This window comes from Rhodopseudomonas palustris, assembly GCF_003226555.1.
Taxonomy (GTDB): domain Bacteria; phylum Pseudomonadota; class Alphaproteobacteria; order Rhizobiales; family Xanthobacteraceae; genus Rhodopseudomonas; species Rhodopseudomonas palustris_I.
On record NZ_QKQS01000003.1, the window covers coordinates 54,971 to 67,467 of the forward strand.

10 protein-coding genes are annotated in these 12,497 nt (G+C 66.3%); 7 read left to right on the forward strand and 3 right to left on the reverse strand.

The features are described from left to right. Window positions 1–155 precede the first annotated feature (155 nt). Window positions 156–935 (forward strand): PopZ family protein, encoded by a 780-nt coding sequence (locus tag DNX69_RS01330; RefSeq protein ID WP_110784348.1) that lies wholly within the window; start codon window positions 156–158, stop codon window positions 933–935. A 140-nt stretch (window positions 936–1,075) separates the two neighbouring features. Further along, window positions 1,076–3,949, forward strand: coding sequence for a valine--tRNA ligase (locus DNX69_RS01335; RefSeq protein ID WP_110784210.1), 2,874 nt, complete (start codon window positions 1,076–1,078; stop codon window positions 3,947–3,949). Window positions 3,950–4,134: 185 nt separating this feature from the next. Here DNX69_RS01335 and DNX69_RS01340 read toward each other — a convergent pair whose 3' ends face one another. Continuing rightward, window positions 4,135–4,761, reverse strand: a complete 627-nt coding sequence (locus DNX69_RS01340) for a DNA-3-methyladenine glycosylase (protein WP_110784211.1) — start codon at window positions 4,759–4,761, stop codon at window positions 4,135–4,137. Window positions 4,762–4,922: 161 nt separating this feature from the next. Between DNX69_RS01340 and lipA the strand changes: the two genes are divergently transcribed. Beyond that, window positions 4,923–5,882 (forward strand): lipoyl synthase, encoded by a 960-nt coding sequence (gene lipA / locus DNX69_RS01345; RefSeq protein ID WP_110784213.1) that lies wholly within the window; start codon window positions 4,923–4,925, stop codon window positions 5,880–5,882. A 9-nt stretch (window positions 5,883–5,891) separates the two neighbouring features. Next, window positions 5,892–6,365 (forward strand): type II toxin-antitoxin system RatA family toxin, encoded by a 474-nt coding sequence (locus DNX69_RS01350; protein WP_110784215.1) that lies wholly within the window; start codon window positions 5,892–5,894, stop codon window positions 6,363–6,365. A gap of 295 nt (window positions 6,366–6,660) precedes the next feature. Here DNX69_RS01350 and DNX69_RS01355 read toward each other — a convergent pair whose 3' ends face one another. Both DNX69_RS01355 and DNX69_RS01360 read right to left on the reverse strand, forming a co-directional pair. Then, on the reverse strand, window positions 6,661–7,281 hold the full coding sequence (locus DNX69_RS01355) for a CinA family protein (protein WP_110784216.1): 621 nt from the start codon (window positions 7,279–7,281) through the stop codon (window positions 6,661–6,663). Window positions 7,282–7,283: 2 nt separating this feature from the next. Next, a complete protein-coding gene (locus DNX69_RS01360) occupies window positions 7,284–8,480 on the reverse strand; it encodes a bifunctional 2-C-methyl-D-erythritol 4-phosphate cytidylyltransferase/2-C-methyl-D-erythritol 2,4-cyclodiphosphate synthase (protein ID WP_110784218.1) in 1,197 nt (398 codons plus the stop codon). 273 nt (window positions 8,481–8,753) lie between these two features. On the opposite strand from DNX69_RS01360, the gene dusB reads away from it, so the two are divergent. From dusB to ntrC, 3 genes are read left to right on the forward strand one after another with little or no spacing between them, the layout of a single operon-like run. Continuing rightward, window positions 8,754–9,755 (forward strand): tRNA dihydrouridine synthase DusB, encoded by a 1,002-nt coding sequence (gene dusB, locus DNX69_RS01365; RefSeq protein WP_110784219.1) that lies wholly within the window; start codon window positions 8,754–8,756, stop codon window positions 9,753–9,755. Beyond that, window positions 9,752–10,924: a two-component system sensor histidine kinase NtrB gene (locus DNX69_RS01370; protein ID WP_110784221.1), complete on the forward strand. Its 1,173-nt coding sequence runs from the start codon at window positions 9,752–9,754 to the stop codon at window positions 10,922–10,924. Before dusB ends, DNX69_RS01370 begins: the two co-directional genes overlap by 4 nt. 9 nt (window positions 10,925–10,933) lie before the next feature. Further along, complete coding sequence (gene ntrC / locus DNX69_RS01375) at window positions 10,934–12,376, forward strand: nitrogen regulation protein NR(I) (protein ID WP_110784222.1); 1,443 nt, start codon at window positions 10,934–10,936, stop codon at window positions 12,374–12,376. Window positions 12,377–12,497: the final 121 nt, after the last annotated feature.

Here is a 12,497-nt window from a genome sequence, read left to right on the forward strand (position 1 = left end):
TGTGCGTGGAGCAGACCTCGGGGCGTACCGTAGTTGAAGCTGGGGAAAAGTCCTGCTTCCAAAGTGAAACCTGGCGCTGCCGATCCGGAACCGGTCTCTCCCGTAGAGCTTTGATGTTACAACGCCGGGAAGGGCGTGATGATGTGGAGTCGGAGATGACGCAGCCTGCAAGGGCGCAAGAGCCTTCCATGGAGGAGATTCTGGCGTCGATCCGTCGCATCATCGCCGATGACGAAGCCAAGCCCGCGACCCCGGCTCCTGCGCCGGCGGCCGTTGCCCCGAAGCCGGAGCCGCCCAAGTCGGCTCCCCCGCCGAGCAAGCCCGCGGCCATGACCCCACCTCCGTCTGCACCGAGTCCGGTGGCGCAAGCCGCGCCGCCCAAGCCTGCCGCTGCGCCAAAGCCGGCACCTCCGCCGGCCCCGGCCCCGGCCGAGAGCAACAGCCAGGACGACATCGACGCGCTGCTGGCTGGCCTTGATGCCGGCACCACCGAGGAAGAGGTCCGTCCGCCGCAGCCCGACGGCGACGTCCTTGAGCTGACTGACGAGATGGCGCTGCCGGAGCCGGAACCCGAGCCCACGCCGCCGCCGCCACCGCCGTCGCCGGTTCAGAAGGCGTCGATCGAAGACGATATCGAGTTCGCCGAAGCCGCGCCGAAGCCACGCGCGCCGGAGCCGTCCTACGAGCCGCCGCCTGCGTCGTCTTGGAGCGAGGAGCCGCAGCAGCCGATTATGTCGCGGACCACGTCTGCTGCGGTGGAATCGGCATTCAATTCGCTCGCCACTACCGTGCTCAGCAACAATGCCCGGACCCTCGAGGATCTGGTCAAGGAGATGCTGCGCCCGATGCTAAAGGCTTGGCTCGACGACAATCTGCCGACCCTGGTCGAGCGGATCGTCCGCCAGGAAATCGAGCGGGTCTCGCGCGGGCGCTGAGCCCCTCGGCGGAGGCAATGTCTCCGTCTGATCGAATGGACCGGCCTCCATTGTTGACTTGCGGCGCGCCGGAAGGTTTCTAGCGACGTCCAACGAGCGCGTCCGCGGCCCGGCGACGCGCCTTTTTTGATTGCAGCGCCATGATCGAGAAAACCTACCAGCCAGCCGACATCGAGGCCCGCATCTCGCGCGCCTGGGAAGACGCGGAGGCCTTCAAGGCCGGCCGTCCGGATCGCCGCGACGCCGTCCCGTACTCGATCGTGATTCCGCCACCGAACGTCACCGGCTCGCTGCACATGGGCCACGCGCTCAACAATACGCTGCAGGATATCCTGTGCCGGTTCGAGCGGATGCGCGGTCGCGACGTGCTGTGGCAGCCAGGCACCGACCACGCCGGCATCGCCACCCAGATGGTGGTCGAGCGCCAGCTGATGGAGCGGCAGGAGCCGAGCCGGCGCGACATGGGCCGCGCCAAGTTCCTCGAGCGGGTGTGGCAGTGGAAGGCCGAGAGCGGCGGCGTCATCGTCAACCAGCTCAAGCGGCTCGGCGCGTCGTGCGACTGGTCGCGTGAACGCTTCACGATGGACGAGGGGCTGTCCCGCGCCGTCGCCAAGGTGTTCGTCGAGCTGCACCGCCAGGGCCTGATCTACAAGGACAAGCGGCTGGTCAACTGGGACCCGAAGCTGCTGACCGCGATCTCGGATCTGGAAGTTCAGCAGGTCGAGGTGAAGGGCAACCTCTGGCATCTGCGCTATCCGATCGAGGGCAAGACCTTCGATCCGGTCGATCCGTCGAGCTTCATCGTCGTCGCCACCACGCGTCCCGAAACCATGCTGGGCGACAGCGCGGTCGCGGTGAATCCGGAGGACGAGCGCTATACGCATCTGGTCGGCAAGCACGTCATCCTGCCGCTGGTCGGCCGGCGGATTCCGATCGTCGCCGACGAGTACTCCGATCCCGAGAAGGGCTCGGGCGCGGTGAAGATCACGCCTGCCCACGACTTCAACGACTTCGAGGTCGGCAAGCGGCACCATCTGCCGCAGATCAACGTGCTCGACATCGAAGGCAAGATCTCGGTCGCCGACAACAGTGCCTATCTCGAGGGGCTGCCGGAAGGCGCGCGCGAATTCGCCGAGGAGATCGAGGGCACCGACCGTTTCGCCGCGCGCAAGATGATCGTGGCGCGGCTCGACGATTTCGGCTTCCTGGAGAAGATCGAGCCCAACGTCCACATGGTGCCGCACGGCGACCGCTCCGGCGTGGTGATCGAACCGTTCCTCACCGACCAGTGGTACGTCGACGCCAAGACGCTGGCGCAGCCGGCGATTGCCGCGGTGCGCTCGGGCGAGACCACCTTCGTGCCGAAGAATTGGGAGAAGACCTACTTCGAGTGGATGGAGAACATCCAGCCGTGGTGCATCTCTCGCCAGCTGTGGTGGGGCCACCAGATCCCGGCCTGGTACGGCCCGGACGGCAAGGTGTTCGTCGCCGAGACCGAGGAAGAGGCGGTCGGCAACGCGCTCGGCTACTACGTCGAGCAGGAAGTGATCACGCCGGCGCAAGCGCACGAGATGACGCAGGACGCGGCCAAGCGCGAGGGCTTCATCACCCGCGATGAGGACGTGCTCGACACCTGGTTCTCGTCGGCGCTATGGCCGTTTTCGACCCTCGGCTGGCCGGACGACACGCCCGAACTTGATCGCTACTACCCAACCGACGTGCTGGTCACCGGCTTCGACATCATCTTCTTCTGGGTCGCCCGGATGATGATGATGGGCCTGCACTTCATGGACGACGTGCCGTTCCCGACCGTCTACATCCACGCCCTCGTCCGCGACGAGAAGGGCGCCAAGATGTCGAAGTCGAAGGGCAACGTCATCGACCCGCTCAACCTGATCGACCAATACGGCGCTGACGCGCTGCGTTTCACGCTGGCCGCGATGGCGGCGCAGGGCCGCGACATCAAGCTCGCGACCTCCCGCGTCGAAGGCTATCGCAACTTCGCCACCAAGCTCTGGAACGCCTGCCGCTTCGCCGAGATGAACGGCTGCGCGGCGCCGAAGGATTTCGATTTCACCGCGGCCAAGGACACGCTCAACCGCTGGATCGCGCACGAGACCGTGCGGGCGGTGCGCGAAGTCACCGAGGCGATCGAATCCTATCGCTTCAACGACGCCGCCGAAGCCGCGTATCGCTTCGTCTGGAACGTGTATTGCGACTGGTATCTCGAACTCGCCAAGCCGGTGCTGATGGGCGAGGACGGTGCCGCCAAGACCGAGACCCGCGCGATGGTGGCGTGGGCGCGCGACGAAATCCTGAAGATCCTGCATCCGTTCATGCCGTTCATCACCGAAGAGCTGTGGGCGGTGACGGCATCGCGCGACGGCTTGCTGGCGCTGGCGCCGTGGTCGCGCAAGACGGGGATGTCTGACGAAGAGATGTCGATGCTGGTCGCCTCGGCCGCGACCGACCCGATGGCCGGGCCGGCGATGCTGTCGATTCCCGAGCCGGAGACACCGGATTTCACCGACGATGCGGCCGAAGCCGAAATCGGCTGGGTGGTCGATCTCGTCACCGCGATCCGTTCGGTGCGCGCCGAGATGAACATCGTGCCGTCGACCCTGACGCCGCTGGTGCTGGCCGGCGCCTCTGCCGACACCAATGCGCGGGCGAGCCGCTGGAGCGACGTGATCAAGCGGCTGGCGCGGGTCGGCGAGATCTCGTTTGCGGACGCCGCCCCGCAAGGCGCCGTGCAGCTCCTGGTGCGCGGCGAGGTCGCGGCGCTGCCCTTGAAGGGGGTGGTGGATTTCGCCGCCGAGCAGGTGCGGCTCGAGAAGGAGCTCGGCAAGGCCGAAGCCGACATCAAGCGCGCCGAGGCCAAGCTGGCGAACGAAAAGTTTGTCGCCAACGCGGCTGAGGAAGTCGTCGAGGAGGAACGCGAGAAGCGCGAGGCCGCGCTCGCCCGCAAGGTCAAGATCCTCGAAGCGCTGCTGCGGCTGAAGAACGCGAGCTGAACGCATCGAAACGACCGATATGGAGCCGATAGGATCGGCGCCACATCCCCTCACACAGCGTCACCCTCCGCGAAAGCGGAGGGCCCAGTATTCCAGAGCGCCCGTTACTTAGCCGCAGCGCTCTGCAATACTGGGTCGCCCGGACAAGCCGGGCGATGACCGGTTTTGTTGAGGGCCAGCTTCGATCAAATTGATCGCGGAAACGCCTTGCTGAGAAACCGCGAGCCCTTCAGCCCGAACCGCCACGGATAGTCGGCCGCCTTGGTGATGCCGATGCGCGGCCCGGTGACGATGTCGGGCTTCGTCATCCGGCGGTGAATCGCGAACGGCGCTTCGTCGAGCGGCAGGCCGTTGTGGTCGATGCTGATGCCGAGCGCCTGGGTCAGCTTGCCGGGGCCGGAACACAGCGCGCGGGCGTCGTCGAGGCAGCGTCGCTGGCGCATCGCGGCGAGGCCCTGCGTCGGCTCGAGCGCGCGGATCAGCACCGCGCTGGCCGAGCCAGCCGCCTCGCAGACGAAGTTCACGCACCAGTGGATGCCATAGGACCGGTACACATAGGCAAAGCCCGCGGGGCCGAACATCACTGCGTTGCGCGCGGTCTGGCCGCCGTAGGAATGCGCCGCCGGATCGGTGTGGTGATAGGCTTCGACCTCGACGATGATGCCGCCGGCACCGCCGAACAGCAGCGTTGCGCCGATCAGTTCGGGCGCCACCTCGTGGACGCTGCGGGCGAAGAACCGCCGCGTCAGCAGCGGGCCGAGAGCTGGAGGTGTTCCGTCCGGCGAGGGCTTCGGAACGCGGGGTTTGGTCATCTGTGGGGCAAGGATCGAGGCGCCGTCAGGGGCGGCCGGCGCTGCGCGTTATGCTTACAATTCGAGCATTATTCCAAGGGATAACGGCCTGCAAGCCGCCCGGGTTGCGGGACGGGGACGGCCGGATTAGGTAGGGTTCTCGCGCAAACCCCAGGCAGCTCATGGTCGTTCTCGTCGATACGGTGTCCGCCAATCCCGTCCGCCCCCGGCATCCGGAGAAGGCGGCGCGGCCCGATGCGCTGTCGCCGAGGAAACCGGACTGGATCCGGGTGCGCGCGCCGACCACGCGCGGTTACGGCGAGACCCGCGGCATCGTCAAGGAGCACGGCCTGCACACCGTGTGCGAGGAGGCCGGCTGCCCGAATATCGGCGAGTGCTGGGACAAGAAGCACGCCACCTTCATGATCATGGGGGACACCTGCACCCGGGCCTGCGCGTTCTGCAACGTCAAGACCGGGATGCCCGGTGCGCTCGATCCGAACGAGCCGGCCTACGTCGCCGAGGCGACCCGCAAGCTCGGGCTGCAGCACCTGGTGATCACCTCGGTCGACCGCGACGATCTGGCCGATGGCGGCGCCGCGCACTTTGCCGCGACCATCCGGGCTGTGCGCGAGGCGTGTCCCACCACCACGATCGAAATCCTGACGCCGGACTTCCTGCGCAAGGACGGCGCGCTCGAAGTGGTGGTCGCCGCCAAGCCGGACGTGTTCAACCACAATCTCGAGACGGTGCCGTCGCGTTATCTGTCGGTGCGGCCGGGCGCGCGCTACTTCCATTCGATCCGGCTGCTGCAGCGGGTCAAGGAACTCGATCCGACCATCTTCACCAAGTCCGGCATCATGGTCGGGCTCGGCGAGGAACGCCACGAGGTGCTGCAGGTGATGGACGATCTGCGCTCGGCAGAGGTCGATTTCCTCACCATCGGCCAGTATCTGCAGCCGACCCGCAAGCACCACGCGGTGATGCGCTACGTCACGCCGGACGAGTTTGCCGGCTATCAGACCACGGCCTACGCCAAGGGCTTCCTGATGGTGTCGGCGAGCCCGATGACGCGCTCGTCGCATCACGCCGGCGACGACTTCGCCAAGCTCAAGGCCGCGCGCGCCGCGCTGGCGCGCTGAGACGCTTCGATGCCGCAATTTTCCAGCAGGCGCCGGGTGCCGCACAGTGCCGAGCAGATGTTCGACCTCGTTGCCGACGTCGAGCGCTATCCGCAGTTCGTGCCGCTGTGCAAGGCGCTGAAGATCCGCGAGCGCAATCCGCAGGCCGACGGCACCGAGGTGGTGATCGCCGACATGACGGTGTCGTTCAAGCTGGTGCAGGAGACATTCACCAGCCGTGTCACGCTCGATCGTGCCAATCTGAAGATCCTGGTCGAGTACCTGAAGGGTCCGTTCTCCAATCTGGAGAACCGCTGGACCTTCGTCGCCAAGACCGAGCGCGCCTGCGAGGTCGGCTTCTTCCTCGCCTACGAATTCAAGAGCCGGATGCTGGCGACGCTGATGGGCGCGATGTTCGACACCGCCTTCCACCGCTTCGCCGAAGCCTTCGAAACTCGCGCCGACCAGATCTACGGCACCGGCCCGAAGCTGTCGCGGGTGTAGTTACTTCGCTATCGTGAGCCGACTGGAGTTCTGCCGTCATTGCGAGGAGCGATGACGAAGCAATCAGTGCGTGCCGGGGGATTACTTCGCTACGCTCGCAATGACGAAGAGGAATACTTAGATATCCACACACTCCGCCGTCATCGCCCGGCTTGTCCGGGCGACCCAGTATCCCAGAGCGCTTCTGAAGATCACGAGCGCTCTGGGATGCTGGGCCCTCCGCTTTCGCGGAGGGTGACGGCAATGATCGGGCCGCGCCGTACACTTCGTGCCGGCCTGACGAGTTGAATCGCCGCTAAGTCTTTTTCGGCTTCACCGGCCGCTTCGGCTGCGGGCGTTTGGCGGCGGCACGGCGGGGGGAGCGGGCGACGCGCTTGTGGACGCCGGCGGCCACTTCGCGTTTGGCCTTGGTCGGCGGCTTCGGGCCGCGGGCGAGTTCCAGCAGCATGCGCAGCGCTTCCACCACCGAACGCTGGCGGACGTTGCTGCGGCCGATCGCGCCGAAACGCTGCTCGCGATGCGAGATCCGGCCGTCGCGCGCCGCGACGGCGAAATGCACCAAGCCGACCGGTTTGCCCGGCGTCGCGCCGCCAGGGCCTGCGATCCCGGTGATCGACACCGCCAGATCGACGTCGGCATTCTCCAGCGCGCCGACCGCCATCGCGATCGCGGTTTCCTTGCTGACGGCGCCGAAGGTGTTGAGCGTGGCGTTTTCGACGCCAAGCAGATCGTGCTTGGCGGCGTTGGAATAGGTGACGAACCCGCGGTCGATGACGTCGGACGAGCCGGGGATGTCGGTCAGCGCACCGGCGACCAGACCGCCGGTACAGGACTCGGCGGTCGCGATCATCAGCTTGCGCGAGCGGCAGAGGTCGAGCAACGAGCGGGCGAGGGCGCGGGCGTCGTTGCTGCTCATCGTCAGCCGGCCAGTCCGTCGGCGCCCCAGGGCAGCCGGATCGTGGCGGATGCGGTCGCCGCGATGCCTTCTTCGCGGCCGGTGAAGCCGAGCTTCTCGCTGGTGGTGGCCTTCACCGCGACCCGCGACACTGGCACGCCGGTGATCTCGGCAATCCGCTGACGCATCGCATCGCGCAGCGGCCCGATCTTCGGCCGCTCGCAGATCATCGTCACTTCGAGATTGGCAATCCGGCCGCCACGCGCGGTGACGCGGTCGATCGCGTATTTCAGGAACTTGTCGGAGGCCGCGCCCTTCCACTGCGGATCGGTCGGCGGGAAGTGCGAGCCGATGTCGCCGTCCGCCAGCGCACCGAGAATCGCGTCGACCAGCGCGTGCAGGCCGACGTCGCCGTCCGAATGCGCCAGAAAGCCGCGGCTGTGCGGTACTTTCAGGCCACACAGCCAGACGTGGTCGCCTTCGCCGAACGCGTGGACGTCGTAGCCGGTGCCGGTGCGGATGTCGCCGAGCGCGGCCATCAGCCGGCTTTCCTCGCGCGCGAAATCTTCCGGGGTGGTCATCTTCATGTTGTTAGCATCGCCCTCGAAGGTCGACACCGTCAATCCTGCCCATTCGGCGATGGCGGCGTCGTCGGTGAATTCGTCGCGGCCGTCCTGGGCAGCGCGGCGGTGGGCATCGAGGATCACGTCGAAGCGGAACGCCTGCGGCGTCTGGGCGATCCGCAAGGTCGCGCGGTCCGGCGTCGCATCGACCGCGCCATGGGCGTCGACCTGCTTGATGGTGTCGGTCACCGCAACCACCGGCAGCGCCGCGCCGGTGGCACCGGCAGCGGTAATCGCGCGCGAGATCAGCTCCGGGGTGACGAAGCAGCGCGCCGCGTCGTGAATCAGCACGATGTCCGGCTTCAGTTCGGCGAGCGCCTCGAGGCCTGCGCGCACTGACGCCTGCCTGGTCGCGCCGCCGCCGACCGCTGGGCGCAAGTTCAGGCCGGCGACCGCCGCGTCGAACATCTCGGTGTCGTCCGGATTGGTCACCGGCTGCACCGCCATGACACCCGGATGGGTGCAGAACGGTTCCATCGCCCGGGCGATCACCGGCCTGCCGGCGAGGGTGCGGTATTGCTTGGGGCCGCCCGCTCCGGCGCGCAGGCCGCGACCGGCGGCGACGATAATGGCAGCAGTACGGGGTGAGTTCGGCATGGGATCAATTGATACGGAATGAGAGTAGCCTGCGCTGGTTGCGCCGAAGCACAGCCCTTACCATGCCGGGCCAATAAAGCAGCATGATTCAATCGACGCAGCTACAAGCGTTCGGGGGACAATGCTGCAACGCACTTGCATGTCAGATATGATTGGCTAAACTGTAGGCAATCGTCTACAATGCTCAAACATTGAGCGAGACTGAACCTGCAACCGTGCTGGCTACAGAATGAGCAACGAGTGACGCGCCCGACTGTAACAGGTTCGCCGCCTTTGAGGATTGGCAATATTGCGGTGCCTGATCCGGTGTTTCTGGCGCCGATGACAGGCATTACCGATGCGCCGTTCCGCCGGCAAGTCGCGGAGCTCGGTGCCGGTCTGGTGGTGTCTGAGATGACCGCCAGCGAAGATCTGGTGGCTGGTCGCCGGATGTCGGTGCGTCGCTGCGACAAGGTGGGGCAGGGGCCGCATGTCGTGCAGCTTGCCGGCTGCGAGGCGCGCTGGATGGCGGAGGGCGCCCGGATTGCGGAAGCCGGCGGCGCCGACATCATCGACATCAACATGGGCTGCCCGGCGCGGCACGTTACCGGTGGGTTGTCAGGCTCGGCCTTGATGCGCGATCTCGACCACGCGCTGACGCTGATCGAGGCGACCATCGGTGCCGTGCGGGTGCCGGTGACGCTGAAGATGCGGCTCGGCTGGGACGATCGCTCGCGCAACGCGCCGGAACTGGCACGGCGCGCGCAGGACGCCGGGGTGCGGCTCGTCACGGTTCACGGCCGAACCCGGCAGCAGTTCTACAAGGGCGAAGCCGATTGGGACGCGGTGCGCACCGTCAGGGATGCGATCTCGATTCCGCTGGTGGTGAACGGCGATATCACCCGCCACGCCACCGCGGTTGAAGCGCTGACGCGCTCCGGCGCCGACGCGGTGATGATCGGGCGCGGGGCGCAAGGGCGCCCATGGCTGCCGGGGCAGGTCGGCCGCCAGCTCAGCTCGGGAAAGGCCGAGGCCGAGCCGCCGCTCGCCGTACAGCGCGATTACTTGCGCACGCTCTACGACGACATCCTGACGCTGTACGGTGTCAGGATCGGGCTGCGTCACGCCCGCAAGCATCTCGGCTGGTCGCTCGAGGTGGCCGCCGCCAGTGCCGACGCTCCGCCGGCGGTCCTCAAGAGCTGGCGCACCGCGATCCTGACCGAAGAGAATCCGGCCCGCGTCCACCGCGCGCTCGCCGATGCCTACGATGATTTCGCCTGGAGGGCCGCCGCATGAACGCCATCGTCGAACCGCGCCGGGCGCAGCCGACCGACAGCGATGCGATCCTCAATGCGCTGCCCAATCCTGTGCTGCTGGTCGGCCCCGACGGCAAGATCGTCGACGCCAATATGGCGGCGGAATCGTTCTTTGAGATTTCGACGCAATTGCTGCGGCGGCAGTCGCTGACCGATTTGGTGCCGTTCGGCAGTCCGCTCTTGGCGCTGATCGAACAGGTGCGGGTCGGGAATTCGCCGGTCAACGAATACAAGGTCGACCTCGGCACGCCGCGGATCGGTGCCGACCGTCAGGTCGATCTGCACGTCGCACCGCTCAACGAGCGGCCCGGCCACATCGTGGTGATGCTGCAGGAGCGCACCATTGCCGACAAGATGGACCGCCAGCTTACCCATCGCAGCGCCGCGCGCTCGGTGATCGCGCTGGCGGCGATGCTGGCGCACGAAATCAAGAACCCGCTGTCCGGCATCCGTGGCGCCGCGCAACTGCTTGAACAGCAGGCGTCGGCCGAAGATCGGATGCTGACCCGGCTGATCTGTGACGAAGCCGACCGCATCGTCACGCTGGTCGACCGCATGGAAGTGTTCGGCGACGATCGTCCGGTCGCGCGTGGGCCGGTCAATATCCATTCGGTGCTCGATCATGTGAAGCGGCTGGCGCAGTCCGGCTTTGCCCGCAACATCAGGTTCATCGAGGACTACGACCCGTCGCTGCCGCCGGTGCTCGCCAATCAGGATCAACTGATCCAGGTGTTCCTCAATCTGGTGAAGAACGCCGCCGAGGCTGTGGTCGATCTCGGCTCCGATGCCGAAATCCAACTCACCACCGCGTTCCGCCCCGGTGTTCGGCTGTCGGTGCCGGGCAAGAAGACGCGGGTGTCGCTGCCGCTCGAATTCTGCGTCCGGGACAACGGCCCGGGCGTGCCCGAAGATCTGCTGCCGAACCTGTTCGATCCGTTCGTCACCACCAAGCCGTCTGGCTCCGGCCTCGGTCTTGCATTGGTGGCGAAGATTGTCGGCGATCACGGCGGAATCATCGAGTGCGAGTCCCAACCGCGCAAAACCACCTTCAGGGTGTTGATGCCGATGTTCAACACCGCCAAAGCCCTTCAATCCCCGAACGGCGAGGACGCGCCGGCGTCGTCCGATGCCTCACAGACTGCAAGATGAGGACTCCCAATGCCCGCAGGTAGTATTCTCGTTGCGGACGACGATACCGCGATCCGCACGGTGCTCAATCAAGCGCTGTCGCGCGCCGGCTACGAAGTGCGGTTGACCGGCAACGCAGCGACGCTGTGGCGCTGGGTCAGTCAAGGCGAGGGCGATCTGGTGATCACCGACGTGGTGATGCCGGACGAGAACGCGTTCGATCTGCTGCCGCGGATCAAGAAGCTGCGCCCGAACCTGCCGGTCATCGTGATGAGCGCGCAGAACACCTTCATGACCGCGATCCGCGCGTCCGAGAAGGGTGCCTACGAATATCTGCCGAAGCCGTTCGATCTGAAGGAACTGATCGCGATCGTCGGCCGTGCGTTGGCCGAGCCGAAGGAGCGGATCGCCAACGCCAACGACGACGGTGAATTCGATTCGATCCCGCTGGTCGGCCGCTCGCCGGCGATGCAGGAAATCTACCGGGTGCTGGCCCGGCTGATGCAGACCGATCTGACGGTGATGATCACTGGCGAGTCCGGCACCGGCAAGGAACTGGTGTCGCGGGCGCTGCACGACTACGGCAAGCGCCGCAACGGCCCGTTCGTGGCCGTCAACATGGCGGCGATCCCGCGCGACCTGATCGAATCGGAATTGTTCGGCCATGAACGCGGCGCCTTCACCGGCGCCAACACGCGGGCCTCGGGCCGTTTCGAACAGGCCGAGGGTGGTACGCTGTTTCTGGACGAAATCGGCGACATGCCGATGGAAGCCCAGACCCGGCTGCTGCGGGTGCTGCAGCAGGGCGAATACACCACGGTCGGCGGTCGCACGCCGATCAAGACAGACGTCCGAATCGTCGCGGCCTCGAACAAGGATCTGCGCGTGCTGATCCAGCAGGGCCTGTTCCGCGAGGATCTGTTCTTCCGACTCAACGTCGTGCCGTTGCGGCTGCCGCCGCTGCGCGAGCACATCGAGGACTTGCCGGATCTGGTCCGGCACTTCTTCGCCCTCGCCGAGAAGGACGGTTTGCCGGCCAAGAAGCTCGACGCCGCAGCGCTGGAGCGGCTGAAACAGCACCGCTGGCCGGGCAATGTCCGCGAACTGGAGAATTTGGCTCGGAGGCTGGCCGCGCTGTACCCGCAGGAGGTGATTACCTCCTCGGTGATCGACGGCGAATTGGCGCCGCCGCCGGTGGTTTCGGGCGGGAGCGCGCCGCAGACCGTCGACAATCTCGGCGGCGCGGTCGAAATGTATCTATCTTCGCATTTCTCGGGCTTCCCGAACGGTGTGCCGCCGCCGGGGCTCTATCACCGGGTGCTGCGCGAGATCGAGGTGCCGCTGCTCACGGCGGCGCTGGCGGCGACCCGTGGCAACCAGATCCGGGCCGCCGATCTGCTCGGTCTCAACCGCAACACATTGCGGAAGAAGATCCGCGACCTCGACATTCAGGTCTATCGCACCGGCGGTTGAGACGCCGGGGCAAGGTTTTCAACTGTGGAACGCGTGTTCGCCCGAGGTGGCTCGGGCGATGCGCCGCGATATTGTCGCAATTGAGCAACATTGTTGTAGGAATGCATCACACGGTCCGCCG